The organism is Pseudomonas zhanjiangensis (assembly GCF_041027545.1).
Classification (GTDB): domain Bacteria; phylum Pseudomonadota; class Gammaproteobacteria; order Pseudomonadales; family Pseudomonadaceae; genus Aquipseudomonas; species Aquipseudomonas zhanjiangensis.
Map to the genome: position 1 here is coordinate 125,301 of NZ_JBFTEG010000006.1, position 26,254 is coordinate 151,554.

The window sequence follows — 26,254 nt, forward strand, 5'->3', positions numbered from 1 at the left end:
ACCCGCGCAGCGTTTTCCTCCGATCGGGTTGGCCAGGGGTGGACGCGCAGAGCGTCGTCCAGCCTGCGGCCTTCAGCTCTTGATCCGGTACTCGGCGCTGCGCGCATGAGCCGTGAGCGACTCGCCCCGGGCCAGGACCGAGGCGGCCTTGCCCAGCTCGGAGGCACCGTCGGCCGAGCAATAGATGATCGAAGAGCGCTTCTGGAAATCGTATACCCCCAGCGGCGAGGAGAAGCGCGCCGTGCCCGAAGTCGGCAGCACGTGGTTGGGCCCGGCGCAATAGTCGCCCAGGGCCTCGGCGGTGTAGCGGCCCATGAAGATCGCACCTGCATGACGGATCTGCGCCAGGTATTGCTCGGGATCGGCCACCGACAGCTCCAAGTGCTCCGGCGCGATACGGTTGGCCACCTCGATGGCCTGGGCCATGTCGGCGACCTGAATCAGCGCGCCGCGGCCTTCGACCGAGGTGCGAATGATGTCGGCGCGCTCCATGCTCGGCAGCAGGCGGGCGATGCTCTCGGCGACCCGGTCGAGGAAGGCCGCATCCGGGCTGACCAGAATCGACTGGGCGTCCTCGTCGTGCTCGGCCTGGGAGAACAGGTCCATGGCGATCCAGTCCGGATCGGTCTGGCCGTCGCAGACCACCAGGATCTCCGAGGGGCCGGCGATCATGTCGATGCCGACCTTGCCGAACACGTGGCGCTTGGCGGTGGCCACGTAGATATTGCCTGGGCCGACGATCTTGTCCACCGGCGGCACGCTCTCGGTGCCATAGGCCAGCGCGGCCACGGCCTGGGCGCCACCGATGGTGAAGACCCGGTCGACCCCGGCGATGCAGGCCGCGGCCAGGACGATCTCGTTGATCTCGCCGCGCGGCGTCGGCACCACCATCACCACCTCGGGCACGCCGGCGACCTTGGCCGGGATGGCGTTCATCAGCACCGAGGACGGGTAGGAGGCCTTGCCGCCCGGCACATAGAGGCCGGCACGATCCAGCGGGGTGACCTGCTGGCCGAGCACGGTGCCGTCGGCCTCGGTATAGCGCCAGGAGTCCTGCTTCTGCCGCTCGTGGTAACTGCGCACGCGCTCGGCGGCCAGCTCCAGGGCTTCGCGCTGGGCCGTGGTGATGCGGGTAAGGGCCAGCTCGAGGCGCTCGCGCGGCAGGATCAGCTCGGCCATGCTGGCGACTTCCAGGCCGTCGAAGCGCTGGGTGTAGTCGACCAGCGCGGCATCGCCACGACTGCGCACGGCGTCGATGATCTCCAGCACGCGCTGGTTGACGCCATCGTCCGACACGCTCTCCCAGCTCAGCAGATGATCCAGATGACGGGCGAAATCCTGGTCAGCGGCATTGAGTCGGCGGATGGCGATAGGAGCAGTCATGGCTAAGCCTCGTGTAATGGCAAATTTCAGGCGCCGCTAGAGTAGCAAGCCCACCGTGTGGGCACCTGAGAAATTTGGCTATGACACGGATAGGGCCGGATAACGCTCCTGCATTTCCGGCATTTCCGCCATCCCTGGCGGTCAGAGTGCGACGCGATGTCGCACCATGGAATCAGCTGGGGTGTCGAGACTCGACCGCTTCCCGCAGGGTATCGATCAGCGCCTGGATGCGGCCGTGCTGCATCTTCATCGAGGCCTTGTTGACGATCAGCCGCGAGCTGATGGTGGCGATCAGTTCCTGGGCTTCCAGGCCATTGGCACGCAGGGTGTTGCCGGTGTCGACCACATCGATGATCTTGTCGGCCAGGCCCACCAGCGGCGCCAGCTCCATCGAGCCATACAGCTTGATCACTTCGACCTGACGGCCCTGCTCGGCGTAGTAGCGCTTGGCGACGTTGACGAACTTGGTGGCCACCCGCAGACGCCCTTTCGGCTCGGGCGCGCCCACCGCCCCGGCGGTCATCAGCTTGCACTTGGCGATGCGCAGATCCAGCGGCTCGTACAGGCCCTGGCCACCGTACTCCATCAGCACATCCTTGCCGGCCACGCCGAGATCGGCCGCGCCATGCTCGACATAGGTCGGCACGTCGGTGGCCCGAACGATCAGCAGGCGCACATCCTCCTGGGTGGTCGGGATGATCAGCTTGCGGCTTTTATCCGGATTCTCGGTCGGCACGATGCCGGCCTCGGCGAGGAGCGGCAGGGTGTCATCGAGGATGCGACCCTTGGACAGCGCGATGGTCAGCATGAAACTGGTTTCCTTTGGAACTGGACCAGGCCAGCCCGGACGGGCTGGCTATGGATGATCAGCGTACTCGACTCAGCCCGGCACGCGACGGATCTTGGCGCCAAGGAGCTGCAGTTTCTCCTCGATGCACTCGTAGCCGCGGTCGATATGGTAGATGCGATCGATCAGGGTATCGCCCTCGGCCACCAGCGCGGCGATGACCAGGCTGGCGGACGCCCGCAGGTCGGTGGCCATGACCGGCGCGCCCTTGAGCTTTTCGCTGCCGGTGACGATGGCGGTATTGCCCTCGACCTGGATATGCGCGCCCATCCGGCTCATCTCGTAGACGTGCATGAAGCGATTCTCGAAGACCGTCTCGATGACCGTCCCGGTGCCCTCGGCGATCGCATTGAGGGCGATGAACTGCGCCTGCATGTCGGTCGGAAAGGCCGGATAAGGCGCGGTACGCAGGTTGACGGCTTTGGGCCGCTTGCCCTTCATGTCCAGCTCGATCCAGTCGCTGCCGCTGGTGACTTCCGCTCCGGCCTCCTGCAGCTTGGCCAGCACCGCTTCCAGGGTCGTCGGATCGGTGTCCTTCAACTTGACCCGACCACCGGTGGCGGCAGCCGCCACCAGGTAGGTGCCGGTCTCGATACGGTCGGGCATCACGCTGAAGCGTGCGCCGCCGAGGCGCTCGACGCCATCGATGGTGATGGTGTCGGTGCCGGCGCCCTGGATCTTCGCGCCCATGGCGATCAGGCAATTGGCCAGATCGACCACTTCCGGCTCACGGGCCGCGTTTTCCAGCACGCTACGGCCCCTGGCCAGGGTCGCGGCCATCATGATGTTCTCGGTGCCGGTGACGCTGACCGTGTCGAAGAAGAAGTGCGCACCGCGCAGGCCGCCTTCGGGCGCCTTGGCCTTGATGTAGCCGCCTTCGACATCGATGATCGCGCCCATGGCCTCCAGGCCGCGGATGTGCAGGTCGACCGGGCGCGAGCCGATGGCGCAGCCGCCAGGCAGGGCCACTTCGGCCTCACCGAAACGCGCCACCAGCGGCCCCAACACCAGGATCGAGGCGCGCATGGTCTTTACCAGCTCGTAGGGCGCGACCAGGGTCTTGATCGCCCGCGCGTCGACTTCCACGCCGAGCTTCTCGTCGATCACCGGCTCGATGCCCATGCGCCCGAACAGCTCGATCATGGTCGTGATGTCGTGCAGGTGCGGCAGGTTGCAGATGGTGATAGGCGCATCGCCCAGCAGGGTCGCGGCGAGGATCGGCAGGGCCGAGTTCTTCGCGCCGGAGATGCGAATTTCGCCGTCGAGGCGCACGCCGCCGGTAATAATCAGTTTGTCCATGACTCTCTCGATTTAGGAGCGCGCGGCCCAATCGGCACGGCTGAAGAATTTCATGCTCACCGCGTGGATGCTGCCATCGGCGATCCAGGGGTTCAGGTGAGCGTAGACCTGCTGCTGACGCTTGACGGGGCTCAACCCGGCCAGTTCGTCGCTGATCAGGTTCAGCTGGAAGTTGCAGCCTTCGCCTTCAACTTCCACCTGGGTGTTCGGCAGTTTAGCCTCCAGGAGGCTCTTCACTTCTACGGCCTGCATGCGCAACCTCGGTCGGTGCATAGATATAGGGACAGCCGAGCCGAGGCTCGCGGGCCGAGCATCATACAAAAAAGCCCCCGGCCTGCGAACCCCGCACGCCCGCCGCAGCGACCGGCGTGTCGTTCAATCTTCCAGCGGCAGGATGTCCTGCAACTCGCATACCCGGGCAATCTCCTGCATGTCCTGAGGCACGCTGCGCACGCTGAGCGTCTTGCCGGCCGCGGCGGCATCGCGCAGGAATGCCAGCAGCAGTGACAACCCCACACTGCTGGACTTCTCGACATTGGCGCAGTCGATCACGCACGCCTCGGCCTGGACCGAGGCAATCAATCGGCCACCCCGCTCACGCAGGGCCGGCGCCGTGCGATAGTCGAGCACGCCGGTCAGTGCCAGCACGCCCGGCGCCTGCTCGGCAATGCTGGCCTGGCTCACGACTGCCCCTTGGCCTGACGGGCCTTGGCTACCGTCTCGGCCCAGCTGTCGATGACCTTGTCCAGGTCGTTGCCATGGTCCTGCATGGACTGGGCGAACTGATCGCGGAACAGCTTGCCGACGTTGATACCGTTGATGATCAGGTTGCGCATCTTCCAGCCGTCGCCGTCGCTGACCATGGTGTAGGACAACGGATAGATCGTACCCTTGCCGTCCTCGATCTCCATGTTGACCGCGGTACGCCGAGGGTCCTGCTTGCCACTGGCGGGCAGGACGCGAATGCTCTGATTGTTGTACTCGAGCAGGGCATTGCCATAGAACTGCATCAGGCTGCGCTTGAAGTTCTCTTGGAACCGCTGCATCTGCGCCGGCGTGGCCTGACGCGAATAACGCACCGTCATCACCCCGCGGGAGATACCATCGACATCCACCACCGGCCCGAGGATGTCATTCAAGGCATCGTAGAAGGCCGCCGGATCATTGCGATACTGCTCCTTGTTCGCCTTCAGATCGGCAAGCAGGGTATCGGTCGTGCGCTCCACCACCTGATGAGCCGTGAGCGAAGCCGCCGCCAGCAGCGGCAGCGCGAACAGAAACAGCAGAAGACTGTTTCGCAGCGTCTTGATCATCGTAGAAACTCCCGGTTAATTGGCTGGGTCTTTATTGACCGAGTTGAGCAAAAACTTACCGATCAGGTCCTCCAGCACCAGCGAAGACTGGGTGTCGTAGATGGTGCTACCTTCGGCGAGCACCTCCTCTTCGCCGCCTACGCTGATGCCGATGTACTTCTCGCCAAGCAGACCGGCAGTCAGGATCGACGCCGTCGAGTCCAGCGGCACGTTGTCGACATCGCTGTCCAGCGCCATGGTGACCCGGCCGGTATAGCTGTCGCGATCGAGGTCGATTGCCGTGACCTTGCCGATGGTCACCCCGGCCATGGTGACCTTGGCCCGTACGGTTAGACCGGCGATATTGTTAAAGTGCGCATAAACCTGGTAAGTCCCCTCGCCACTGCCCAGGGTCAGACCGCTGACGCGCAATGCCAGCAGCAGCAGGGCCAACAACCCGGCCAGAAGGAACAGGCCAACACCTATTTCCAGTGTGCGGTTCTGCATCAGAAGTCTCCAAACATCAAAGCAGTCAAAATAAAGTCCAGCCCAAGCACGGCCAGCGAGGCATACACCACAGTCTTCGTCGTCGCCCGGCTGATGCCTTCCGACGTCGGCTCGCAGTCATAACCCTGGAACAGCGCAATCCAGGTGACGACAAAGCCGAACACGACACTCTTGATCACGCCATTGAGCACGTCTTCGCGAAATTCGACACTGTTCTGCATGTTGGCCCAGAACGAGCCCTCATAGACGCCCAGCCAGTCGACGGCGACCATGGAGCCGCCCCAGATCCCGACCACGCTGAAGATCATCGCCAGCAGCGGCATCGAGATGAACCCGGCCCAGAACCGCGGCGCCACTATGTACTTGAGCGGGTCCACGCCGATCATTTCCAGACTGGAGAGCTGCTCGGTGGATTTCATGTTGCCGATTTCCGCGGTCAGCGCCGAGCCGGCGCGCCCGGCGAACAGCAGGGCGGTGACCACCGGCCCCAGCTCACGCAACAGGGTCAGGGCCACCATCTGCCCGACCGCCTGCTCGGAACCGTAATCGGAAAGGATGTTGAACCCCTGCAGCGACAGCACCATGCCGATGAAGATACCGGAGACCACGATGATCGCCAGCGACATGACCCCCACGGCATACAACTGTTTGATCAGCAGCTGCAACGGCCTGCCGGCCCCGCCGCCGCCGACCACCGCATGCAGCAGGAAAACCCCCGAGCGCCCGAGGGTGGCGAGCACATCGATACCGGCACGACCCAACAGGCGAATCCGTTCGAGCGTCGATGTCTTGCGCATCAGCGCGCCCCCAATAGATCGTCGCGATAGTCCGACGCGTTGAAGTGAAAGGGTACCGGACCGTCCGGATTACCCTGCATGAACTGACGCACCCGTGGATCCTCCGACGCCTTCAGTTCGTCCGGCGTGCCTTGGCCCAGTATCTGGGTGTCGCCGACGATATAGATGTAGTCGGCGATGCTGGCGGTTTCCGCCAGGTCGTGGGAGACCACGATGCTGGTGATCCCCAGGGCGTCGTTGAGCAAACGAATCAGGCGCACCAGCACGCCCATGGCGATCGGATCCTGACCGACGAAGGGTTCGTCGTACATCAGGATCTGCGGATCCAGGGCAATTGCCCGGGCCAGCGCGACGCGGCGCTTCATGCCGCCGGACAGCTCATCCGGCATCAGCTCGAAGGCACCGCGCAGGCCAACCGCCTGCAACTTCATCAGGACGATGTCGCGGATCATCTCTTCCGGCAGCTGCGTATGCACGCGCAGCGGAAAGGCCACGTTCTCGAACACGTCCAGATCGGTGAACAGCGCGCCGCTCTGAAACAGCACGCCCATTTGCTTGCGCATATCGAACAACTCGCTGCGCGAGAGCCTGGGCAGATTCTGCCCATTGACCCACACCTCGCCCTGGCTCGGCCGCAACTGGGCGGCGATCAGGCGCAACAGGGTGGTCTTGCCGCAGCCGGAAGGCCCCATGATGCCGGTGACCTTGCCGCGCGCAATGCTGATATCGACGTTCTTGAAGATGAAGCGGTCGCCGCGCTGAAAACTCAGGCCTTTCAGCTCGACCGCATTCTGGTTCTCGGCGCTCATCTGGAATCCCTGCGTTAAGCTTCCCTGAAAGACGTCCGGCCTCAGGGCGAGGACACTACAATAGCCGGACCGGCCCAAAAAACGCCGCGCACTATAGCATTGCAAGATTCGCCTTCCCAAGACCGAAAACCGGCTTATTGCGCCCTACCCAGCCGCCAAAAATGCCAGCCGCAGGATTGCCAGGTGAGCAAGCGGCGCATTCCCGCTATAATCGCCGCCTTTTACTTGGTATGCCCTTTCCGACGCCATGAGCCAGCCCAGCGAATTGATCAAGTCAGCCCAGCGCACCCTGCGCCTCGAACTCGACGCGGTGGCCGAACTGCTGCCACGCATCGACGCGAACTTCGTCCGCGCCTGCGAACTCATCCTTGCCAGCAAGGGCCGCGTCGTCGTGGTCGGCATGGGCAAGTCCGGGCATATCGGCAACAAGATCGCCGCCACCCTGGCCAGCACCGGCACCACCGCCTTCTTCGTCCACCCGGCCGAGGCCAGCCACGGCGACATGGGCATGATCACCCGCGACGACGTGGTACTGGCGCTGTCCAACTCCGGTTCGACCGCGGAAATCGTCACCCTTCTGCCGCTGATCAAGCGCCTCGGCATCACCCTGATCAGCATGACCGGCAACCCCGAATCACCGCTGGCCCGCGCCGCCGAGGTCAACCTGGATGCCAGCGTGTCCCAGGAAGCCTGCCCGCTGAATCTGGCACCGACCTCCTCGACCACCGCCTCCCTGGTCCTTGGCGACGCACTGGCCATCGCCCTGCTCGAAGCCCGCGGCTTTACCGCCGAGGATTTCGCCTTCTCCCACCCTGGCGGCGCCCTCGGCCGACGCCTGCTGCTCAAGGTCGAGCACGTCATGCACACCGGAGCGCGCCTACCCAAGGTCGTCCGCGACACCTCGCTGCGCGAGGCCCTGCTGGAGATGACCCAGAAAGGCCTGGGCATGACCGTGGTGACCGAGACCGACGGCCGTCTTGCCGGCGTGTTTACCGACGGCGACCTGCGCCGCACCCTGGATCGCGGCCTGGACGTGCGTGAGGCGCGCATCGACGAGGTGATGACGATCCACGGCAAGACCGCGCGCGCGGAGATGCTCGCCGCCGAGGCACTGAAGATCATGGAAGACCACAAGATCAGCGGCCTGGTGGTGGTCGATGACGACGATCGGCCGATCGGCGCCCTGAACATGCATGACCTGCTACGCGCCGGAGTGATGTGATGACCCTCGATCTGCAGCAACGCTCCCAGGCGATCAAACTGGCGATCTTCGATGTCGACGGCGTACTGACCGACGGCAAGTTGTATTTCCTGGTCGACGGCAGCGAATTCAAGACCTTCAACACCCTCGACGGCCACGGCATCAAGATGCTCATCGCCTCCGGGGTAAGCACCGCCATCATCAGCGGGCGCACCACCCCGGTGGTCGAGCGCCGCGCCCGCAACCTCGGCATCCAGCACCTCTACCAGGGCCGCGAGGACAAGCTCGTGGTCCTCGACGAGCTGCTCGGCGAGCTCGGCCTGAGCTATGAGCAAGTCGCCTACCTCGGCGACGACCTGCCCGACCTGCCGGTGATTCGCCGCGTCGGCCTGGGCATGGCGGTGGCCAGCGCCGACAGCTTCGTTCGCCAGCACGCCCACGGCGTGACCCAGGCGCGTGGCGGCGAAGGCGCGGCCCGGGAGTTCTGCGAGCTGATCATGCGCGCCCAGGGCACCCTGGAATCCGCCCAAGCCGCCTACCTGTAGAGCCCCCTATGCTGCGCAGACTGCTCAACCCCGCCCTGTTCACCCTGGCCGCCCTGCTCCTGGCCGCGATCGGCTACTGGAACATCAGCCCCGAGAGCTTTTCCGAGCGCCCCACGCAGACCGACGCGCAGAACGCGATCGACTTCTACGTGGTGGATGCCAGAACGGTGCAGTACCAGGCCGACGGCAAGCTGCACTATGAACTCAAGACCGCCAAGGTCGAACATATCAAAGCCAGCGACATGACCCTGCTGACCCTGCCAGATCTGCGCCTGTATCGCGGCAGCGAACACCCCTGGCACGTCACCAGCGCCCGCGGCGAAGTCGCGCCGGCCGGCCAGGAGGTCGAACTGATCGATCAGGTTCGCGTAGAGCGCACCGACGCCAAGGGCCGCCCGACCATCCTGACCACCAGCCGCCTGACCGTATTCCCGGACAAGGAATATGCGCAGACCCAGCAAGCCGTTAGAATCGACGCGGCCAACGGAGTGACCACGGCACAAGGAATGAAAGCGTACTTGAATGACGGCAGGATGCTCCTGCTGTCCAACGTAAGAGGCCAGCATGAGGTTCGTTAAAACCTTCCCCCTTCTGCTCAGCTTGAGCGCCGCGCTAGGAAGCGCCTGCGCTTGGGCCCTGCCGTCCGACCGCGAGCAACCGATTCGCGTACAGGCCGACAGCGCGGAACTCGACGATCGCCAGGGCGTGGCGGTCTATCGCGGCGATGTGATCATCACCCAGGGCAGCCTGAAGATCACCGGCGACACCGTGACCATCACCCAGAATGCCCAGGGCGATATCGAGGTCTTCACCTCGATCGGCAAGCCGGCCTATTACGAACAGAAGCCAGCCGCGGACAAGCAGGTGGTCAAGGCCTACGGCCTGACCATCCAGTACTTCGCCGCCAACGAGCGCATCGTACTGATCGACCAGGCCAAGGTCATCCAGGAAGGCAACACCTTCGAAGGCGAGAAGATCGTCTATGACACCCAGCGCCAGATCGTCAATGCCGGCCGCGCCACGGGCAGCAACGTGACCACCCCGCGTCCGCGCATCGACATGGTGATCCAGCCGAAGAACAAACCAGCCGAACAGCAGGCACAGTAACGCATGGCCACTTTGAAAGCGCAGCACCTGGCCAAGAGCTACAAGGGCCGCCAGGTCGTCCGCGATGTCAGCCTGAGCATCGACAGCGGCCAGATCGTCGGCCTGCTCGGCCCCAACGGTGCGGGCAAGACCACCTGCTTCTACATGATCGTGGGCCTGGTCCAGGCCGACCAGGGTCGCGTGCTGATCGACGAGCATGACGTCAGCCACCAGCCCATGCACGGCCGCGCCCGCGCCGGGATCGGCTACCTGCCGCAGGAGGCCTCGATCTTCCGCAAGCTCAGCGTGGCCGACAACATCATGGCCATCCTCGAGACGCGCAAGGACCTGGGCCGCGCCGAGCGCCGCAAGGAACTCGAAAGCCTGCTGCAGGAATTCCACATCAGCCATATCCGCGACAACCTCGGCATGAGCCTGTCCGGGGGCGAACGGCGCCGCGTGGAAATCGCCCGCGCCCTGGCGACCGCACCGAAATTCATTCTGCTCGACGAACCCTTCGCCGGCGTCGACCCGATCTCGGTCGGCGACATCAAGCAGATCATCCACCACCTCAAAGCCAAGGGCATTGGCGTGCTGATCACCGATCACAACGTCCGCGAGACCCTGGACATCTGTGAAACGGCCTATATCGTCAATGATGGGCAACTGATCGCCGAAGGCGATGCCGCTGCCATCCTGGCCAACCAGCTGGTCAAAGAAGTGTATCTGGGGCACGAATTCCGCCTGTAAATGGCGATTTTGTCGGCCGAGCAGCAGCTGCTGCTAGGCAAACCCCTCCAGCTCAGGCATATAATTTGCTTCCTAGTGGCGCCTCGGCGCCCTGTAGTGGATTGCGCTCAGGCGCCGGTATTGAAGGTCTGCAATGAAACCATCGCTAGTCCTGAAGATGGGCCAGCAGCTGACGATGACTCCGCAGCTGCAACAGGCCATTCGTCTGCTCCAACTGTCCACCCTGGATCTGCAACAGGAAATCCAGGAGGCGTTGGAGTCCAACCCGATGCTCGAACGCCAGGAAGACGGCGAGGACTTCGACAGCTCGGACCCGCTGGCCGACGGCGCCGACAGCCCGACAACCACGCCTCAGCAAGAGGAGCCTTACCAGGACACCAGCTACCAGGAAACCACCCAGACCGTGGACAACCTGGAAGATGGCGAGTGGAACGAGCGCATTCCCAACGAGCTGCCGGTCGATACCGCCTGGGAAGACGTCTACCAGACCAGCGCCAGCAGCCTGCCGAGCAACGACGATGACGAGTGGGACTTCACCACCCGTACATCCAATGGCGAGAGCCTGCAGAGCCACCTGCTCTGGCAGCTCAACCTGGTCCCGATGTCCGACAAGGACCGACTGATCGGCGTCACCCTGATCGACTGCATCAACCAGCAGGGCTACCTGGAAGAGACGCTTGAGGAGGTGGTCGAGGCCTTCGACCCGGAACTGGACATCGAGCTGGACGAAGTGGAAGCCGTGCTGCACCGCATCCAGCAGTTCGAGCCAGCCGGTATTGCCGCCCGCGACCTGCGCGAATGCCTGCTCCTGCAACTGCGCCAGCTGCCGGCCAGCACCGCCTGGCTGAGCGAGGCCCAGCGCCTGGCCGGCGACTACCTCGACCTGCTCGGCAACCGCGACTACAACCAGCTGATGCGGCGCCTGAAGATCAAGGAAGACGAGCTGCGCCAGGTCATCGAGCTGATCCAGAGCCTCAACCCGCGTCCCGGCTCGCAGATCGAGTCGGGCGAGCCCGAATACGTGGTGCCCGACGTCATCGTGCGCAAGCACAACGACCGCTGGCTGGTCGAACTCAATCAGGACGCCATGCCGCGCCTGCGGGTCAACCCGCAATACGCCGGTTTCGTCCGCCGCGCCGACGCCAGCGCCGACAACACCTTCATGCGCAACCAGTTGCAGGAGGCGCGCTGGTTCATCAAGAGTCTGCAGAGCCGCAACGAAACCCTGATGAAGGTAGCCACCCAGATCGTCGAGCACCAGCGCGGCTTCCTCGACTACGGCGACGAGGCAATGAAGCCCCTGGTTCTGCATGACATCGCCGAAGCGGTCGGCATGCACGAGTCGACCATCTCGCGCGTCACCACGCAGAAGTTCATGCACACCCCGCGTGGCATTTACGAGTTGAAATACTTCTTCTCCAGCCACGTCAGTACCTCCGAGGGCGGCGAGTGCTCGTCGACGGCGATCCGCGCGATCATCAAGAAACTGGTCGCCGCGGAAAATGCAAAAAAGCCGTTGAGCGATAGCAAGATCGCTGGTTTACTGGAGGCACAAGGCATTCAAGTGGCCCGCCGCACAGTCGCAAAGTACCGCGAATCCCTAGGCATAGCGCCTTCCAGCGAGCGCAAGCGATTGATCTGAGGCGACACCGAACGGAAGATCGCTCGATACAGCACACAACCAACCCAGCCTCGCCCGTCCCGACCCTAGCGGCACCGTCGGATGTACAGAAGCGACAATGCCGGGTTCGCTGCCTCAGCCTCTTCCCAGCCGACGCGTTCCGGTGGCAGGTCTCAAGGCCTGTCTCTTTTACACGGCAACAAGGAGAATGCGGTATGCAAGTCAACATCAGTGGACATCAGCTGGATGTGACCGACGCCCTGCGTGACTACATCGACGAGAAACTCGGTCGATTGGAACGCCACTTCGACAAGATCACCAACGTACAAGTCATCATGGAGGTCGAGAAGCTCAAGCAGAAGATCGAAGCGACCCTGCACATCGCCGGCGGCGAAGTCGTCGCCAACGCCGAGCATGACGACATGTATGCCGCCATCGACCTACTGACCGACAAACTCGACCGTCAACTCATCAAGCACAAGGAAAAGCAGCTCGAGCGCCAGCAGGGCGCAATGGCCCGCTGAGATCGCCCCCCCTCCTATGATCCGACTTGAAAACATCCTGACCCCCGGCCGTTCCCTGGTGAACGTGCCGGGAGGCAGTAAGAAGCGTGTGCTCGAACAGATCGCCAACCTGGTGGCACGCGATCTGCCCGAGCTGGATAGCCAGGACATTTTCGAAAGCCTGATCGCCCGAGAGAAACTCGGTTCGACCGGTTTCGGCAATGGCATCGCCATTCCCCATTGCCGCTTGCCCGGTTGCAACGCACCGATCAGCGCCCTGCTGCGTCTGGACGCGGCAGTGGATTTCGACGCCATCGACGGCGCCCCGGTAGACCTGCTGTTCGTCCTGCTGGTGCCGGAGGCGGCCACCGACGAACACCTCGAACTGCTGCGCCAGATCGCCAGCATGCTCGACCGCAGCGAAGTGCGTGAACGCCTGCGCCAAGCCCAGAGCAGCGATGCCCTGTACCAGGTGGTAGTGGACGTACAGAGCGGTCACTGAGCATGCGCCTGATCATCGTCAGCGGTCGCTCGGGCTCCGGCAAAAGCACCGCCCTCGATGTTCTTGAGGATAACGGTTTCTACTGCATCGATAACCTGCCCGCCGGCCTGCTCCCGGAGCTCGCCGAGCGCGCCCTGCTGCACACCGAATTGCTGCATCCGCAGGTGGCCGTATCCATCGATGCGCGCAACCTGCCCAGCCAGCTCAAGCGTTTCCCCGAGTTGCTCGACGAAGTGCGGGCGCGGCATATCCAGTGCGACGTGATCTACCTGGATGCCGACGAGGAAACCCTGCTCAAGCGCTTTTCCGAAACCCGCCGACGCCACCCCCTGACCAACGAGCAGCGCTCGCTGGCCGAGGCCATCGCCGAGGAAAGCCAGCTGCTGGCGCCGATTACCGACCTGGCCGACCTGAAGATAGACACCACCCACCTCAATCTCTATCAGCTGCGCGATAGCCTCAAGCTGCGCCTGCTCAACCAGCCGGAGCCGGGCACGGCCTTTTTGGTCGAGTCGTTCGGCTTCAAGCGCGGCATGCCGGTGGACGCCGACCTGGTGTTCGACGTGCGCTGCCTACCCAACCCCTACTGGAAGCCGGACCTGCGCGACTACTCGGGACTGGACCAGCCGGTGATCGACTACCTCGCGGCCCAGGCCGACGTCGAAGAGATGTTCCAGGACATCCTCGCCTACCTGAAGAAATGGCTGCCGCGCTTCGCCGCCAGCAACCGCGCCTATGTCACAGTGGCGGTCGGTTGCACTGGCGGTCACCATCGCTCGGTATACTTGACCAATCGCCTCGGCGAGACCCTGAAACCGCTGCTGAAGAATGTCCAGGTTCGCCACCGCGATCTTGCCTAAGGAATTGCCGCGATGCCCACCTGCCAAGTCACCATCATCAACAAGCTGGGCCTGCATGCACGCGCCGCAGCCAAGTTTGTCGGGGTCGCCGGGCGCTTCCCCTGCCAGGTCAAGATCGGCCGCGCCCCCGAAAGCCTGGTGGACGGCAAGAGCATCATGGCGGTCATGATGCTGGCCGCCGGCAAGGGCACCCCCATCCACCTGCACACCGAAGGTGAGCAGGATCACGATGCGCTCGATGCGCTGGTCGAGCTGATCAACAACAGGTTCGACGAAGGCGAATAAGCACCGCCAGAAAAAGGGGCTGTCCGATCACGGACAGCCCCTTGGTATTGCGGCGGCGGATCAGCTACCGGCTACCGTCATCCGCTCGATCAGTACCGAGCCGGTGCGAATGTTGCTGCGCAGCTCCAGATCACGCCCTACCGCGACTATCTGCTTGAACATGTCGCGCAGGTTGCCGGCGATGGTCACCTCCTGCACCGGGAACTGGATCTCGCCGTTTTCCACCCAGTAGCCGCCGGCACCGCGTGAATAGTCGCCGGTGACCATGTTCAGCCCCTGCCCCATCAACTCGGTGACCAGCAGGCCACGGCCCATGCGCTTGATCAACGCCTGTTGATCCTCTTCGCCATGGCTGACGAACAGGTTGTGCACGCCACCGGCGTTGGCCGTGCTGGGCATGCCCAGCTTGCGCCCGGAGTAGGTGCCAAGCACGTAGGACACCAGCTCGCCGCCCTCGACGAAGGGCTTGGCGTAGGTGGCCAGGCCATCGCCGTCGAACGCCGCGCTGCCCAGGGCCCGCGGGATATGCGGGCGCTCGTCGAGGGTCAGCCACTCGGGAAACAGGCTCTGGCCCAGGGAGCCCTCGAGGAAGGACGACTTGCGGTACAGATTGCCGCCCGAGATCGCCGCGAGAAAGTGGCCGAACAGGCCGCTCGCCACCTCGGCGGCGAAGAGCACCGGCACCTCGCAGGTGGGGACCGGCCGGGCGCCCAGGCGACTGACCGAGCGCTGCGCGGCGCGCTGGCCGATGCTCGCGGCGTCCGCCAGCAGTTCACCCTGGCGATTGACGTCGTACCAGTAGTCACGCTGCATCTGGCCGTCGGCCTCGGCGATCATCACGCAGCTCAGGCTGTGGCGGGTGCTGGCATAACCGCCGACGAAGCCGTGGCTGTTGCCATACACACGACAGCCCTGGTGGGTATTGAGGGTGGTGCCATCGGCATTGCTGATCCGCGGGTCCTCGGCGAAGGCCGCGGCCTCGCAGCGCAGGGCCTGCTCGATGGCCTGCTCCGGACTGATCGCCCAGGCATGATAGAGGTCCAGGTCCGGCAGCTCGCGGGCCATCAGGGCGGCATCCGCCAGGCCCGCACAGGGGTCCTCGGAGGCGTGTCGGGCAATCGCCAGCGCCGCCGCCACGGTTTCCCGGATGGCCGCATCGCCGCTGGCCGAGGTGCTCGCCGAGCCCTTGCGCTGGCCCAGGTACAGGGTGATGCCGAAGCCCTGGTCGCGATTGAACTCGACCGTTTCCACCTCGCGCTGGCGCACCGTGGTGGACAACCCCTGCTCGACCGAAACGGCGACCTCGCAGGCCGTCGCCCCTTGCCTCCTCGCCTCGGCGACAATCTGTTCGACCTGGGCCTGCAACTGCGGCAAGGCCTCGGGGCCGACGCTATCTACTGCTCTCATAAACACTCCTGAACGATGAGCGACAAGCCCTGGCGCATTGGGCCGAACGCTTGCAGCTGGACACTTGCTGCTATCATGGCGACGTTTTCCATTGGACCGCCCCCATGTCTGAATACCTCGACGACTTCTCCGGTGAGAAGAGCAAAACCCAGGTCAAGCGCGAACTGCATGCGCTGCAGGACCTGGGGCAACGCCTGACCACCCTGAAACCCGACCTGCTGAACAAGCTACCGCTGACCGATGCCTTGCGCCGGGCCCTGGCGGAGGCGCCGAAACACACGGCCAATGCCGCCAAGAAGCGCCATGTGCAGTTCATCGGCAAGCTCATGCGCGACCAGGACATCGAAGCCATAGTGGCGCTGCTCGACCAGCTCGACGCCTCCAGCCGCCAGTACAACGAGCGCTTCCACAATCTGGAGCGCTGGCGCGACCGCCTGCTCGGCGGCAATGACGAGGTGCTCGAAGCCTTCGTCGGCGAGTACCCCGACGCCGACCGCCAGCACCTGCGCCAGTTGATCCGCCAGGCCCAGCACGAGGCGGCGCAGAACAAGCCGCCAGCCGCCTCGCGAAAGATCTTCAAGTACATCCGCGAACTGGACGAAAGCCAACGCGGCCTGCGCTGATCAGCGCAGCCGCGGGCGGGTGGGTCCCGCGACCACGCCTCTTTATGCCCCAGTCCCCCCCACGGTGATCGCGTCGATCTTCAGGGTCGGCTGACCGACGCCGACCGGCACCGACTGGCCGTCCTTGCCGCAGGTGCCGACGCCGCTGTCCAGGGCCAGGTCGTTGCCGACCATCGACACCCGGCTCATGGCCTCCGGGCCGTTGCCGATCAGGGTCGCGCCCTTGACCGGGGCGGTGATCCTGCCGTTCTCGATCAGGTAGGCCTCGCTGGTGGAAAAGACGAACTTGCCGCTGGTGATGTCGACCTGACCGCCACCGAGGTTGGCGCAGTAGATACCGCGCTTTACCGAGCGGATGATCTCCTCCGGATCGCTCTCGCCGGCCAGCATGTAGGTGTTGGTCATGCGCGGCATCGGCAGGTGCGCGTAGGATTCGCGGCGACCGTTGCCGGTGCCGGCGACGCCCATCAGGCGCGCATTCAGCTTGTCCTGCATGTAACCCCTGAGTACGCCATTCTCGATCAGGGTGGTGCACTGGGTCGGCGTGCCTTCATCGTCGACGCTGAGTGAGCCGCGTCGTTCGGCCAGGGTGCCGTCATCGACAATGGTGCAGAGGCTGGAGGCGACCTTCTCGCCGACCCGGCCACTGTAGGCCGAGCTGCCCTTGCGGTTGAAATCGCCCTCCAGGCCATGGCCGACCGCCTCGTGCAACAGCACGCCGGACCAGCCGGCGCCCATCACCACCGGCATGGTGCCGGCCGGCGCCGCAATCGCCTCGAGGTTGACCAGCGCCTGGCGCAGCGCCTCGCGGGCATAGCCCAGGGCGCGGCTTTCGCCGTGGCTGTCCTTCTGCAGAAAATAGCGGTAATCGGTACGCCCGCCGCCGCCGTGGCCACCGCGCTCGCGACGGCCGTCCTGCTCGACGATGACGCTGACGTTGAAACGCACCAGTGGACGCACGTCGCTGCTGAGTCCGCCATCGATGCTGGCTACCAGCACCCGGTCCCAGACGCCGGCCAGGCTGACGGTGACCTGCTTGATCCGCGTATCCAGGGCACGGGTGGCCTGATCGATCTCTTTGAGCAGCTCGACCTTCTGCGCCCGGTCGAGCACGTCCAGCGGATTGTCCGCCGCATACAGGGCCGTCACCGGTGCGCTGCTGAACGCCTGCACGCGACCGTGCTGGCCGGCGCGGGCGATCGAGCGGGCCGCGCCGGCCGCCTGGCTCAGGGCATCGCGGGTGATCGCATTGCTGTAGGCGAAGCCGGTCTTCTCCCCGGACTGGGCGCGCACGCCCACACCCTGATCGAGGTTGAAACTGCCCTCCTTGACGATCCCGTCCTCCAGCACCCAGGTTTCCGAAACCTGGCTCTGGAAATACAGATCGGCGGCATCGATGCCCGGACCGGCCAACTCGCCCAGCACCTCGGGCAGGTGCTCGATGAGCAGGCCGCCCGGGGCCAACAGATGCTCACTGACGGACAACAACATCTCGCTCATAACTACTCCACGCTCGGCAGCCGCGGTTCGGCCGCTGCAAAAAATCGTTTGTGCCGCGCCACCGGCATGCGCTGGCGAATCGCCGCCTGCTCGCTCGCATCGCGCTCGGCCAGCAATAGCGCCGGTCCCTGGGGGCGCTCGGCCAACAGCCGGCCCCAGGGGTCGACGATGGCGGAATGGCCGAAGGTCTGGCGCCCGCCGGGATGCTCGCCACCCTGCCCGGCCGCCAGCAGGTAGCACTGGGTCTCGATGGCGCGGGCACGCACCAGCACTTGCCAGTGCGCGGCGCCGGTCACCGCGGTGAAGGCCGCCGGCGAGCTGATCAGTTCGGCACCGGCCTCGCGCAGAGCGCCGTACAGCTCAGGAAAACGCAGGTCGTAACAGACCGTCAAACCCAACCGCCCAACGGGGGTGTCGGCCACCACCACCTGACCGCCGTGGGCGTAGTCGTCCGACTCGCGATAGCGACCGCGGCTGTCGGCGACATCCACATCGAACAGGTGCAGCTTGTCGTAGCGCGCGACCCGCTCGCCATGCTCATCGATCAGCAGCGAGCAGGCACGGGCCTTGGCCTCCGGCTGCGCATCGGGGGGCAGGGGGATGGTCCCGGCCACTATCCATAATCTGAGGTCACGGGCGGCCTGTTTCAACCAGGGCAGGATCGGCCCCTCGCCACGCGCCTCGCTGCGGCCGAGCGCGGCCAGGTCGCGGTGACCCATGGCAGCGAAGTTCTCCGGCAACACCGCCAGCCGTGCACCGCCTGCCGCGGCCTGCTCCAACAGCAGCCGGGCCTGGGCCAGGTTGGCCTGGACGTCGGCCTGGCTGACCAACTGAATCACCGCGAGAGTCATGGACTGCCCACCTCGAACGTTGCAAGAGCCCCCAGCTTACAAGCCTCGGCGGCGGACTGCATCGTCCAGCCGCCCTTATCGCGGCGCTTCAAAGGGCTTGTCGAAGCTGATCTGCGGATTCTGCAGCGGTCCCTCGACGTCGTATTGCACGCTGGCAAAACGCGCCACCCGATCGCCCAGCAGCTTGTCGACGACGAACAGCGCCCCGCCAATCGCCGGCGCCCCGACGATCAGGGCCGCCAGCGGCAGGTTGTTGGTCACCGGCAGGGTCACCAGCAGCTTGGCGTCGATGCGCTCGTCGACCATGTTCAGGGTGCCGTTGAGCTCCAGGTTGCTCGAGGGGCCGACCAGGGTAATAGGTTCGCGGGTGACGAATACCCCGTCGCTGGCAACCAGCAGGCCCTTGACCCGGTCATAGCTCAGGCCCTTGCCCAGCAGGTCGGAGAAGTCCAGGCGCAGGCGCCGACCAATCGAGTTGAAGTTGAGCAGGCCGAACACCCGCAATGCCGAGGCCGAGGCTTGCACCTCGGCAAACTGGCCCTTGCGCAGGGAACTGTCCATGCTCCCGGAAAACCGCTTGAGGCTGACCCAGGCCGGCGAGCCCGGCCAACGCCCGTCGACGTCCACCCGGAAGGTCTCGCTGCTGGCAGTCGGGGCGAAGCCCCAGGCCAGCAGTACATCGGCCAGGTCGCCGCCCTGCAGGCGCCCCTTGTACCAGCTGCCGGCCTGCCCCTGGGTCATCTGCCAGCCCCCGCTGCCGGTGACCTGCAGGCCCTTCAGGTTGAGGTCCAGCGCGCTGAAGGCGAGGCCGTCGTGCTGCGGCCGCGCCTTGAACGACCAGGGGCCAAGCGGCTGGTCGCCCTGGCGCACCTCGGCGATGCGTACATCCAGGGCGGGTATCTGCCTGGGGTCGACGGCCTGCAGCGGATCCGGCTTGTCTTCCACCGGTTCGGCCCTGGGTTCGCTCGCCGGCAGGTGTAGATAGTCCAGGGCAACCGCAATAGGCGCCGATGACGCATCGGGCAACTCGATTCGTCCCTTGAGCATCTGACTGTCGAGGCCAAGACCCCAGCCTTGCGCAACGCGCTCGAGGCGCACCGCCAGGTCATCCAGATCAAAGCCGAATCCATGGAAACGATCGATGTGCAGCTGCGCGTCCTTGAACAGCTGCTGCGCATCGGTGCGTGGCAGCTCTGCGTACGGCTGCAACGCGGCCTGCCAGGCCGACCAGTCCAGTTCCGCGACCCGCCCGCGCAGGCGCAGGCCCTTGGTCGTGGGCAATGCCGCCGGGCCATCGTCCAGGCGCAGCTCGCCGCGGCCCTCGCCAAACTGCCCGACGGACGCGGCAAAAGCCAGACTGGCCAGGTCACCGTAATCCAGCCAGTAACGGCGCTCGACACCACCCAGGCTCATGCGCCAATCGGTGTAGCGCTCTTCGTCGGCGCTCTTGCCGAAGGGCGCCGGCAGCTCGACGGCCAGGCCGAGAAGACTGGAGTCGACGCGCAGCTGGCTGTCGACTCCGTCCAGGCTCAGGCGCAGGCGATACGGCAGGTTGCCGCTGAGCGGCAGCGGCCGAGCCACGCCCAGCCAGGCGGCCAGGTTGGCCAACGGTACCTCGCCACGCGCCTCGATCCGGGTAAGCACCCGGCCGCGCTCACCTTCGGCCAGTGCCTTGCCACGCACGGCATGGCCGAGGGCCCGGGCCCGGATATCCGGGGCGCTCAGACCTTTGCCGGTGTCGTAGCGAAACGCCCCCTGCAACTGAGTCAACTCCAATTGCGGGTTGCTCAGACTCAGGCGCGCGCCCTCGGTGGCGAAATCCACCACCACCTGCGGCGCCAGGCCCTTGTGCAAAGGCAGTTCGAGCTGCAACCGGCCGGCCAGCGGCCCCTCCCCGCGCCAGCCGGCAAAGGTCTCGGCGGTGCCCATGGGCGCCTCCTGGAGAATCGTCAAGGCATCCGCCAGGCTGCTGTCCAGCTCGGCATCGAGCAGCAGACGCGGGACCTGGCCGGTCGGCACATGGGCGATATCGGCGCGGGCGTTGCGTACTCGGGTATCCAGCAGCCGCCCCTCGGCCAGGCGCACCCGCACGCCGCTGTCCTCGATCAGGACCTCACCGCGCGCCTCGCGCAGCGCCGGCCAGCCAGGCTGGAACGCCAGCTCGGCATCGTCGACGGCGAAGAACAGGCTGAGGCTGCGCGCCGCATCCGCCGCGCCCTTGTTCAGCGATCCCTGGTACTGGAAGTAGCCCTCCTCCACCGCGCCACCACGAATGGCACTCTGCAGCCAGCTCGCCAGTTCCTTGCTCAGCCCCGGCGCGCGGGTCGGCAGGTATTTCTCGGTATAGCGCGCATCGCCGTGGCGCAGACCGACACGCAGATCCATGTAGTCTTCCGCCTCGGGGTCGCGGCGCAGCCGGATAAGAAAGTCGCCGGCGATCTCGCCTTCCTCGCCGACCACCTGCAGGTAGGGGCTGCGCAGGGTGAAGGCCTGCTCGTCCCACTGCCAGGTCAGCCGGGCATTAGCCTTGCGATAGAGCCAGGGCTTGGGGAACAGGGTATCCAGGTGCAGGGAAAAATCTTCCGTGGCCAGACGCAGCTCACCCTGCCCCAGGTCGCCGGCAATGCTGCCGCTGATGTTCTCCACCGCCGGCGAAGCCTCGTGCGCGGCAAAGCCGACGCCATCCAGATTGGCGGCGAACTGCAGGCGCCTGTCGCCCTCGGTGTGGGGGCGGTAATCGAGCTGCAGGTTGTGCAAGGCACCATGCACCTGCAACTGGCTGATTACCCGCGTGGCCGCATCCGGGACCGGCGCGAGCGCCGCGACCAGCGTCGACAGCGGCGCCAGATCGAACTGATCGATCCCGAGCAACCAGCGCTCCTCGGCCTCGCTGCTGTCACGTTGCTGGCGCAGCGCCACCCGCACCTCGCCCCAACGCGTCTGCCCCAGGCTCAGCGCCAGGTCATCGAGCAGCAGCTCGAAGCCCTGCTCGCTGCGCTGATAGTAGGCGCTCAACGTCAGGTTCTCCACCTGTACCGCCTCGCGCCCGGCGTAGCCGGCGCTCACCTGCGGGGCATGCAGGCGCGTCACCGCGCGCTGCACGGCGCCATCCGCCCAGGTCAACCAGACCTCGCCGCCGCCCTGCAGCCGCTGCAGGCGCCAGTCGCGCATCAGGCTCGGCGGCAGCCAGCGCGCCCAGTCGCTCTGCGGCAGGCTCAGATACAACTGGGCCTGGGCCTCGCGCCAGCGCACGGGGTCCAGCCGGGCGCGCAGCTGCAACGCCAGCGGCTGACCATCGGGCAGCAGCAGGCGCCCGTCCAGGCGCTGACTGAGCACGCCGTTGCGCAGGTTGAGGTTGACGTAGGTAAGGGTCTGCACCGGCCGGTCGCGGGGCTCCAGGGTCACCTGGCTATTGCGCAGCGACAGATTGCCGATCGCCAGCAGGCGCGCCAACAGATGCCCGACATCGACCGCTGCCGACGTGCTGCGCGGCGTCAGGCCCTCGACCGACCAGCCGCCCTGGGGATCTTGCACCAAACTGAACTGCAGCCCTTCCAGCTCCAGTGAGGCCAGGCGCAGCTGCCGGGCCGACAGGCTGGCGAGCAGGTCCGGCACCACCCGCACCCGATCCAGGCGCAAGGCGCTAGCCCCCTCGCCCAGCTGCACGTCATGGGCGATCAACAGCGGCGCAAACCCCTGCCAGCTGCCCTCCAGGCGGCCCATCCGGAACGGCAGGCCCAGGGCTGCACTGGCCTTGTCCTCGGCGTCCAGGCGGTACTCGGCGACCAGCGGCAACAGGCTGCGACCCAGGCTGACATAGAACGCCGTGAGCACCAGTCCGAGGGCGCCACAGAGCAACGCCCAACGCAACAGCGTGGCGAAACCACGAACGAGTCCGGCCATTCAGCTCATGCCCTGCTGTCGATACCCTGCGCCGTCACAGCAAGACCACATCGTACTGCTCCTGGGAATACATGGTTTCGACCTGGAACTTGATGGTACGACCGATAAAGGCCTCCAGGTCGGCGACATTGCCGGACTCCTCGTCGAGCAGGCGGTCGACCACCTTCTGGTTGGCCAGCACCCGGTAGCCCTCGGCCTGATAGGCCCGGGCCTCGCGCAGGATCTCGCGGAAGATCTCGTAGCAGATGGTTTCCGCGGTCTTCAGCTTGCCGCGCCCCTGGCAGCACACGCAGGGCTCGCAGAGCACCTGTTCGAGGCTCTCGCGGGTGCGCTTGCGGGTCATCTGCACTAGGCCCAACTCGGTGATGCCGATGATGTTGGTCTTGGCGTGGTCGCGCTCGAGCTGCTTCTCCAGGGTGCGCAGCACCTGACGCTGGTGCTCCTCGTCTTCCATGTCGATGAAATCGATGATGATGATCCCGCCCAGGTTGCGCAGGCGCAATTGGCGGGCGATCGCCGTGGCCGCCTCCAGGTTGGTCTTGAAGATGGTTTCCTCGAGGGTGCGGTGGCCGACGAAGGCGCCGGTGTTGACGTCGATGGTGCTCATCGCCTCGGCCGGGTCGATGATCAGGTAGCCGCCGGACTTCAGCGGCACCTTGCGCTCCAAGGCACGCTGGATCTCGTCCTCGACGCCGTACAGGTCGAAGATCGGTCGCTCGCCCGGGTAGTGCTCCAGGCGATCGGCGATCTCCGGCATCAGTTCGTCGACGAACTGGCCGATCTTCTGGAAGGTCTCGCGCGAGTCGATGCGGATCTTCTCGGTGCGCAAGCTGACCAGGTCGCGCAAGGTGCGCAGGGCCAGATTGAGGTCCTCGTAGATCACCAGCGGGGCCTTGGCGCTCTGGATCTGCACGCCGATCTGGTCCCACAGGCGGCGCAGGTAGCGGATATCCACCAGGATCTCGTCGGCGCCCACGCCATCGGCCGCGGTGCGCAGGATGAAGCCGCCGGCCTCCTCGATGCCCTCGGCCGCGACGCAGTCGGCGACCACCTGCTTGAGGCGGTCACGCTCGTCCTCGTTCTCGATCTTCAGCGAGATGCCGACATGGCTGGTGCGCGGCATGTACACCAGGTAGCGCGAGGGGATCGACAACTGAGTGGTCAGCCGCGCGCCCTTGCTGCCGATCGGGTCCTTGGTCACCTGCACCACCAGGCTCTGGCCCTCATGCACCAGGGCACTGATGCTTTCGACCGCGGCGCCCTCGCGGCTGGAGATTTCCGAGGCATGGATGAAGGCCGCGCGCTCCAGGCCGATATCGACAAAGGCCGCCTGCATGCCCGGCAAGACGCGGACCACCTTGCCCTTGTAGATATTGCCGACGATGCCGCGCTTCTGCGTGCGCTCGACATGCACTTCCTGCAGCACGCCGTTTTCCACCACCGCCACGCGCGACTCCATCGGCGTGATATTGATCAGAATCTCTTCACTCATATGTCCATCTCTTCGGCGACGAGGCGGCCAGCAGGGGCATAGGCCGCCTCGGCGAGGCGCCCGTCACCCGTGACCGGCCGCCTGCTAGCTGTGGACTGGCAACGACTGCCAGCACGGAATAGCAAATTCGGCGAGCAACTCGGCGGTCTCGCACAGGGGCAGGCCCACCACCGCCGAATAGCTGCCCTGCAAGTGGCTGACGAACACTGCCGCCAAGCCTTGAATACCATAGCTGCCGGCCTTGTCGCGGGGCTCGCCGGTGGCCCAGTAGGCCTCGAGCTCGGCACGCGCCAAGGCACGGAAACGCACCCGGCTGACCACCAGGCGCGCGGCGACTCGCTCGCTCGAGGCCAGGGCCACCGCCGTCAGCACCTGGTGCTCGCGGTCGGACAGGGCGCCCAGGGTCGCCAGGGCCTCTTCGCGGTCGGCCGGCTTGCCGAGAATCCGTCCGTCGAGTACCACCGCGGTATCGGCGCCGAGCACCACCGCCCCTTCAGTCTGGCCCAGAAGGCCAAGGCCTGCCTGCGCCTTGGCGCGCGCCAGACGCTCTACATAGAGGTCCGGCGCCTCGCCGGGCAATGGGCTTTCATCGAGGGGGACGGGGTGCGGAGTGAAGGGCACGCCGATCTGAGTCAACAATTCGCGTCGACGCGGCGAGCCGGAAGCCAGGTAAAGCGTGGCCATGCAGACCTCTCCCTGTCGGGTAAGCGCAAGGCCGTTCGGACCCTGCTTAATTGACACTCAGACGCTGATGCAGGCCGCGCAGAATCGAGCAGACCCAGGGCCACAGCAGCGCACTGACCAGGGCAGGCAAGACGAACGCCAGGGTCGGCGGGCGGCTGCCGGTCAAGGCATTGAGCCACAGCTGCACCAGCTGGGCCAAGCCGAACACCACCAGCAGCACCATGCTCTGCTGCCACATGGGGAACATGCGCAGGCGCTGGTGCAGGCTCAGCACCAGAAAGGTGACCAGGGTCAGGATCAGGGCATTCTGCCCCAACAGGGTGCCATTCAGCACATCGGCCAGCAGACCGATGCACCAGGCCGTGGTCATGCCCACCCGGTGCGGCAGGGCGAGCACCCAGTAGGTCAGGAACAACGCCAGCCACAACGGGCGGCCGACCTCCATGAACTCGGGCATGCTGGCGACGCTGAGCAGCAGAGCCAGGGCGAAGCTGAGCCAGATCACCCAGGTATTACGGGCACGTACAGCCATCATTGGCGGGACTCCTGCTCGACGGCCGGCTCGCCGACCGATCCGTCCTGCGCCTGCTGCGCCTGGCGATCCGCCGCCTCCTGGGCCTCGGCCGAGTCGCTGGCGCGCTGCTCGGGCGTACGCGTATCGGTGAACACCAGCAGCATGTAGCGGCTACGGTTGAGGTTGGCGGTCGGCATGGCACGGACGATGGCAAAGGGCTGGCCGGAGTCGTGAATCACCTCGGTCACCGTGGCCACCGGGTAGCCCGAGGGGAAGCGCTGACCGAGCCCGGAGCTGACCAGCAGATCGCCTTCCTTGATGTCCGCGGTGTCGGCCACATGGCGCAGTTCCAGGCGATCCTGATTGCCGCTGCCGGTGGCGATGGCACGCAAACCGTTGCGATTGACCTGCACCGGAATGCTGTGGGTGATATCGGTCAGCAGCAGCACCCGCGAGGTATAGGGCATGACCTCGACCACCTGCCCCATCAGCCCACGCGCATCGAGTACCGGCTGACCCAGCAGCACGCCGTCCTTCGCGCCCTTGTCGATCAGGATGCGCTGGGTGAAGGGGTTGGGGTCGATGCCGATCAGCTCGGTGGCCAGCACCTCGTCGTCGACCAGGGCCGAGGAGTTGAGCAGTTCGCGCAGACGCACGTTCTGTTCGGTCAGCGCCGCGAGCTTCTGCAGACGGCGCTGCATCATCAGCCGCTCGGCCTTGAGCTGCTCGTTCTCGGCGGCCAGTTCGGAGCGCGAGCTGAGCTCCTCGGTCGCAGCCTCCCACAGGGTCACCGGCAGGCGGCCGAGCCAGTACACGGGCCCGACCACCACGCCCAGCTGGCTGCGCACCGCTTGCAGCGTATCGAGACGCGCATCCACCACCATCAGGACGGCCGACAGCACGGCGAACACCAGCAGGCGCACACCCAGCGAAGGACCTTTGGCGAATAGCGGTTTGATCGGCAGCTCCTCGTGGCGTCAGGCAACAACAAAA

Annotated in this window: 28 protein-coding genes; 11 read left to right on the forward strand and 17 right to left on the reverse strand. The window is 65.4% G+C overall.

What is annotated here, in order from left to right:
- Positions 1–72 precede the first annotated feature (72 nt).
- The 9 genes from hisD to AB5S05_RS09955 all read right to left on the reverse strand — a co-directional run bounded on the left by hisD (position 73) and on the right by AB5S05_RS09955 (position 6,934).
- The gene (hisD, locus tag AB5S05_RS09915) at positions 73–1,383 is read right to left on the reverse strand and encodes a histidinol dehydrogenase (protein WP_369287345.1); all 1,311 of its coding nucleotides are present in this window, start codon (positions 1,381–1,383) and stop codon (positions 73–75) included.
- Positions 1,384–1,555: 172 nt separating this feature from the next.
- Positions 1,556–2,191 (reverse strand): ATP phosphoribosyltransferase, encoded by a 636-nt coding sequence (gene hisG / locus AB5S05_RS09920; protein ID WP_369287346.1) that lies wholly within the window; start codon positions 2,189–2,191, stop codon positions 1,556–1,558.
- Between the two features lie 72 nt (positions 2,192–2,263).
- Entirely contained in the window at positions 2,264–3,529 is a 1,266-nt protein-coding gene (murA, locus tag AB5S05_RS09925) for a UDP-N-acetylglucosamine 1-carboxyvinyltransferase (protein WP_369287347.1), read from the reverse strand.
- A 12-nt stretch (positions 3,530–3,541) separates the two neighbouring features.
- A complete protein-coding gene (locus AB5S05_RS09930) occupies positions 3,542–3,781 on the reverse strand; it encodes a BolA family protein (RefSeq protein ID WP_369287348.1) in 240 nt (79 codons plus the stop codon).
- 123 nt (positions 3,782–3,904) lie between these two features.
- Positions 3,905–4,213 carry an STAS domain-containing protein gene (locus AB5S05_RS09935; RefSeq protein WP_369287349.1) on the reverse strand — a complete coding sequence of 103 codons (309 nt, stop codon included), beginning with the start codon at positions 4,211–4,213 and terminating at the stop codon, positions 3,905–3,907.
- Positions 4,210–4,842, reverse strand: coding sequence for an MlaC/ttg2D family ABC transporter substrate-binding protein (locus tag AB5S05_RS09940; protein WP_369287350.1), 633 nt, complete (start codon positions 4,840–4,842; stop codon positions 4,210–4,212). Before AB5S05_RS09940 ends, AB5S05_RS09935 begins: the two co-directional genes overlap by 4 nt.
- 15 nt (positions 4,843–4,857) lie before the next feature.
- Positions 4,858–5,328, reverse strand: a complete 471-nt coding sequence (gene mlaD / locus AB5S05_RS09945; RefSeq protein WP_369287351.1) for an outer membrane lipid asymmetry maintenance protein MlaD — start codon at positions 5,326–5,328, stop codon at positions 4,858–4,860.
- The gene (mlaE, locus tag AB5S05_RS09950; RefSeq protein WP_369287352.1) at positions 5,328–6,125 is read right to left on the reverse strand and encodes a lipid asymmetry maintenance ABC transporter permease subunit MlaE; all 798 of its coding nucleotides are present in this window, start codon (positions 6,123–6,125) and stop codon (positions 5,328–5,330) included. The genes mlaD and mlaE overlap by 1 nt, the downstream gene beginning before the upstream one ends.
- Positions 6,125–6,934, reverse strand: a complete 810-nt coding sequence (locus tag AB5S05_RS09955; protein ID WP_369287353.1) for an ATP-binding cassette domain-containing protein — start codon at positions 6,932–6,934, stop codon at positions 6,125–6,127. Before AB5S05_RS09955 ends, mlaE begins: the two co-directional genes overlap by 1 nt.
- A 247-nt stretch (positions 6,935–7,181) precedes the next feature.
- Between AB5S05_RS09955 and AB5S05_RS09960 the strand changes: the two genes are divergently transcribed.
- The 10 genes from AB5S05_RS09960 to AB5S05_RS10005 all read left to right on the forward strand — a co-directional run bounded on the left by AB5S05_RS09960 (position 7,182) and on the right by AB5S05_RS10005 (position 14,287).
- Complete coding sequence (locus AB5S05_RS09960) at positions 7,182–8,156, forward strand: KpsF/GutQ family sugar-phosphate isomerase (RefSeq protein ID WP_369287354.1); 975 nt, start codon at positions 7,182–7,184, stop codon at positions 8,154–8,156.
- Positions 8,156–8,680 (forward strand): KdsC family phosphatase, encoded by a 525-nt coding sequence (locus AB5S05_RS09965; RefSeq protein ID WP_369287355.1) that lies wholly within the window; start codon positions 8,156–8,158, stop codon positions 8,678–8,680. The genes AB5S05_RS09960 and AB5S05_RS09965 overlap by 1 nt, the downstream gene beginning before the upstream one ends.
- Positions 8,681–8,688: 8 nt before the next feature.
- A complete protein-coding gene (lptC, locus tag AB5S05_RS09970) occupies positions 8,689–9,258 on the forward strand; it encodes an LPS export ABC transporter periplasmic protein LptC (RefSeq protein ID WP_369287356.1) in 570 nt (189 codons plus the stop codon).
- Positions 9,245–9,787 (forward strand): lipopolysaccharide transport periplasmic protein LptA, encoded by a 543-nt coding sequence (gene lptA, locus AB5S05_RS09975; protein ID WP_369287357.1) that lies wholly within the window; start codon positions 9,245–9,247, stop codon positions 9,785–9,787. The genes lptC and lptA overlap by 14 nt, the downstream gene beginning before the upstream one ends.
- Before the next feature lie 3 nt (positions 9,788–9,790).
- Complete coding sequence (lptB, locus tag AB5S05_RS09980) at positions 9,791–10,516, forward strand: LPS export ABC transporter ATP-binding protein (protein WP_369287358.1); 726 nt, start codon at positions 9,791–9,793, stop codon at positions 10,514–10,516.
- A 133-nt stretch (positions 10,517–10,649) separates the two neighbouring features.
- The gene (locus tag AB5S05_RS09985) at positions 10,650–12,158 is read left to right on the forward strand and encodes an RNA polymerase factor sigma-54 (RefSeq protein WP_369287359.1); all 1,509 of its coding nucleotides are present in this window, start codon (positions 10,650–10,652) and stop codon (positions 12,156–12,158) included.
- A gap of 194 nt (positions 12,159–12,352) precedes the next feature.
- Positions 12,353–12,661 (forward strand): ribosome hibernation-promoting factor, HPF/YfiA family, encoded by a 309-nt coding sequence (gene hpf / locus AB5S05_RS09990; RefSeq protein ID WP_369287360.1) that lies wholly within the window; start codon positions 12,353–12,355, stop codon positions 12,659–12,661.
- A gap of 16 nt (positions 12,662–12,677) precedes the next feature.
- Positions 12,678–13,142 carry a PTS IIA-like nitrogen regulatory protein PtsN gene (ptsN, locus tag AB5S05_RS09995; RefSeq protein ID WP_369287361.1) on the forward strand — a complete coding sequence of 155 codons (465 nt, stop codon included), beginning with the start codon at positions 12,678–12,680 and terminating at the stop codon, positions 13,140–13,142.
- A gap of 2 nt (positions 13,143–13,144) precedes the next feature.
- Positions 13,145–14,002, forward strand: a complete 858-nt coding sequence (rapZ, locus tag AB5S05_RS10000; RefSeq protein ID WP_369287362.1) for an RNase adapter RapZ — start codon at positions 13,145–13,147, stop codon at positions 14,000–14,002.
- A 12-nt stretch (positions 14,003–14,014) separates the two neighbouring features.
- Positions 14,015–14,287 (forward strand): HPr family phosphocarrier protein, encoded by a 273-nt coding sequence (locus tag AB5S05_RS10005; protein WP_369287363.1) that lies wholly within the window; start codon positions 14,015–14,017, stop codon positions 14,285–14,287.
- A 60-nt stretch (positions 14,288–14,347) separates the two neighbouring features.
- On the opposite strand, the gene pmbA is transcribed toward AB5S05_RS10005, so the two are convergent.
- Positions 14,348–15,694 (reverse strand): metalloprotease PmbA, encoded by a 1,347-nt coding sequence (pmbA, locus tag AB5S05_RS10010; protein WP_369287364.1) that lies wholly within the window; start codon positions 15,692–15,694, stop codon positions 14,348–14,350.
- A gap of 104 nt (positions 15,695–15,798) precedes the next feature.
- Between pmbA and yjgA the strand changes: the two genes are divergently transcribed.
- Positions 15,799–16,317 carry a ribosome biogenesis factor YjgA gene (gene yjgA / locus AB5S05_RS10015; protein ID WP_369287365.1) on the forward strand — a complete coding sequence of 173 codons (519 nt, stop codon included), beginning with the start codon at positions 15,799–15,801 and terminating at the stop codon, positions 16,315–16,317.
- 42 nt (positions 16,318–16,359) lie between these two features.
- On the opposite strand, the gene tldD is transcribed toward yjgA, so the two are convergent.
- The 7 genes from tldD to mreC form a co-directional block, all read right to left on the reverse strand.
- The gene (gene tldD, locus AB5S05_RS10020) at positions 16,360–17,817 is read right to left on the reverse strand and encodes a metalloprotease TldD (protein WP_369287366.1); all 1,458 of its coding nucleotides are present in this window, start codon (positions 17,815–17,817) and stop codon (positions 16,360–16,362) included.
- 2 nt (positions 17,818–17,819) lie between these two features.
- On the reverse strand, positions 17,820–18,668 hold the full coding sequence (locus AB5S05_RS10025; protein ID WP_369287367.1) for a carbon-nitrogen hydrolase family protein: 849 nt from the start codon (positions 18,666–18,668) through the stop codon (positions 17,820–17,822).
- 75 nt (positions 18,669–18,743) lie between these two features.
- Positions 18,744–22,571, reverse strand: coding sequence for a YhdP family protein (locus AB5S05_RS10030; protein WP_369287368.1), 3,828 nt, complete (start codon positions 22,569–22,571; stop codon positions 18,744–18,746).
- A gap of 34 nt (positions 22,572–22,605) precedes the next feature.
- Positions 22,606–24,063 carry a ribonuclease G gene (rng, locus tag AB5S05_RS10035; RefSeq protein WP_369287369.1) on the reverse strand — a complete coding sequence of 486 codons (1,458 nt, stop codon included), beginning with the start codon at positions 24,061–24,063 and terminating at the stop codon, positions 22,606–22,608.
- Positions 24,064–24,147: 84 nt separating this feature from the next.
- Positions 24,148–24,747 carry a Maf family protein gene (locus tag AB5S05_RS10040; protein ID WP_369287370.1) on the reverse strand — a complete coding sequence of 200 codons (600 nt, stop codon included), beginning with the start codon at positions 24,745–24,747 and terminating at the stop codon, positions 24,148–24,150.
- 46 nt (positions 24,748–24,793) lie between these two features.
- A complete protein-coding gene (mreD, locus tag AB5S05_RS10045) occupies positions 24,794–25,282 on the reverse strand; it encodes a rod shape-determining protein MreD (protein WP_369287371.1) in 489 nt (162 codons plus the stop codon).
- On the reverse strand, positions 25,279–26,220 hold the full coding sequence (mreC, locus tag AB5S05_RS10050; protein WP_369287434.1) for a rod shape-determining protein MreC: 942 nt from the start codon (positions 26,218–26,220) through the stop codon (positions 25,279–25,281). Before mreC ends, mreD begins: the two co-directional genes overlap by 4 nt.
- Between the last annotated feature and the right edge of the window lie 34 nt (positions 26,221–26,254).

Excerpts from the sequence above, each read along its gene's own strand:
- mlaE (WP_369287352.1), bottom strand. The coding sequence starts at position 6,125 with ATGCGCAAGACATCGACGCTCGAACGGATTCGCCTGTTGGGTCGTGCC.
- lptC (WP_369287356.1), top strand. The coding sequence starts at position 8,689 with ATGCTGCGCAGACTGCTCAACCCCGCCCTGTTCACCCTGGCCGCCCTG.
- AB5S05_RS09985 (WP_369287359.1), top strand. The coding sequence starts at position 10,650 with ATGAAACCATCGCTAGTCCTGAAGATGGGCCAGCAGCTGACGATGACT.
- tldD (WP_369287366.1), bottom strand. The coding sequence starts at position 17,817 with ATGAGCGAGATGTTGTTGTCCGTCAGTGAGCATCTGTTGGCCCCGGGC.
- lptA (WP_369287357.1), top strand. The coding sequence starts at position 9,245 with ATGAGGTTCGTTAAAACCTTCCCCCTTCTGCTCAGCTTGAGCGCCGCG.
- hpf (WP_369287360.1), top strand. The coding sequence starts at position 12,353 with ATGCAAGTCAACATCAGTGGACATCAGCTGGATGTGACCGACGCCCTG.
- lptB (WP_369287358.1), top strand. The coding sequence starts at position 9,791 with ATGGCCACTTTGAAAGCGCAGCACCTGGCCAAGAGCTACAAGGGCCGC.
- pmbA (WP_369287364.1), bottom strand. The coding sequence starts at position 15,694 with ATGAGAGCAGTAGATAGCGTCGGCCCCGAGGCCTTGCCGCAGTTGCAG.
- murA (WP_369287347.1), bottom strand. The coding sequence starts at position 3,529 with ATGGACAAACTGATTATTACCGGCGGCGTGCGCCTCGACGGCGAAATT.
- hisG (WP_369287346.1), bottom strand. The coding sequence starts at position 2,191 with ATGCTGACCATCGCGCTGTCCAAGGGTCGCATCCTCGATGACACCCTG.
- hisD (WP_369287345.1), bottom strand. The coding sequence starts at position 1,383 with ATGACTGCTCCTATCGCCATCCGCCGACTCAATGCCGCTGACCAGGAT.
- AB5S05_RS09940 (WP_369287350.1), bottom strand. The coding sequence starts at position 4,842 with ATGATCAAGACGCTGCGAAACAGTCTTCTGCTGTTTCTGTTCGCGCTG.
- ptsN (WP_369287361.1), top strand. The coding sequence starts at position 12,678 with ATGATCCGACTTGAAAACATCCTGACCCCCGGCCGTTCCCTGGTGAAC.
- yjgA (WP_369287365.1), top strand. The coding sequence starts at position 15,799 with ATGTCTGAATACCTCGACGACTTCTCCGGTGAGAAGAGCAAAACCCAG.
- mreD (WP_369287371.1), bottom strand. The coding sequence starts at position 25,282 with ATGATGGCTGTACGTGCCCGTAATACCTGGGTGATCTGGCTCAGCTTC.
- AB5S05_RS10040 (WP_369287370.1), bottom strand. The coding sequence starts at position 24,747 with ATGGCCACGCTTTACCTGGCTTCCGGCTCGCCGCGTCGACGCGAATTG.
- AB5S05_RS10025 (WP_369287367.1), bottom strand. The coding sequence starts at position 18,668 with ATGACTCTCGCGGTGATTCAGTTGGTCAGCCAGGCCGACGTCCAGGCC.
- AB5S05_RS09930 (WP_369287348.1), bottom strand. The coding sequence starts at position 3,781 with ATGCAGGCCGTAGAAGTGAAGAGCCTCCTGGAGGCTAAACTGCCGAAC.
- AB5S05_RS09955 (WP_369287353.1), bottom strand. The coding sequence starts at position 6,934 with ATGAGCGCCGAGAACCAGAATGCGGTCGAGCTGAAAGGCCTGAGTTTT.
- AB5S05_RS10005 (WP_369287363.1), top strand. The coding sequence starts at position 14,015 with ATGCCCACCTGCCAAGTCACCATCATCAACAAGCTGGGCCTGCATGCA.
- rng (WP_369287369.1), bottom strand. The coding sequence starts at position 24,063 with ATGAGTGAAGAGATTCTGATCAATATCACGCCGATGGAGTCGCGCGTG.
- AB5S05_RS10030 (WP_369287368.1), bottom strand. The coding sequence starts at position 22,571 with ATGGCCGGACTCGTTCGTGGTTTCGCCACGCTGTTGCGTTGGGCGTTG.
- AB5S05_RS09960 (WP_369287354.1), top strand. The coding sequence starts at position 7,182 with ATGAGCCAGCCCAGCGAATTGATCAAGTCAGCCCAGCGCACCCTGCGC.
- AB5S05_RS09965 (WP_369287355.1), top strand. The coding sequence starts at position 8,156 with ATGACCCTCGATCTGCAGCAACGCTCCCAGGCGATCAAACTGGCGATC.
- rapZ (WP_369287362.1), top strand. The coding sequence starts at position 13,145 with ATGCGCCTGATCATCGTCAGCGGTCGCTCGGGCTCCGGCAAAAGCACC.
- mlaD (WP_369287351.1), bottom strand. The coding sequence starts at position 5,328 with ATGCAGAACCGCACACTGGAAATAGGTGTTGGCCTGTTCCTTCTGGCC.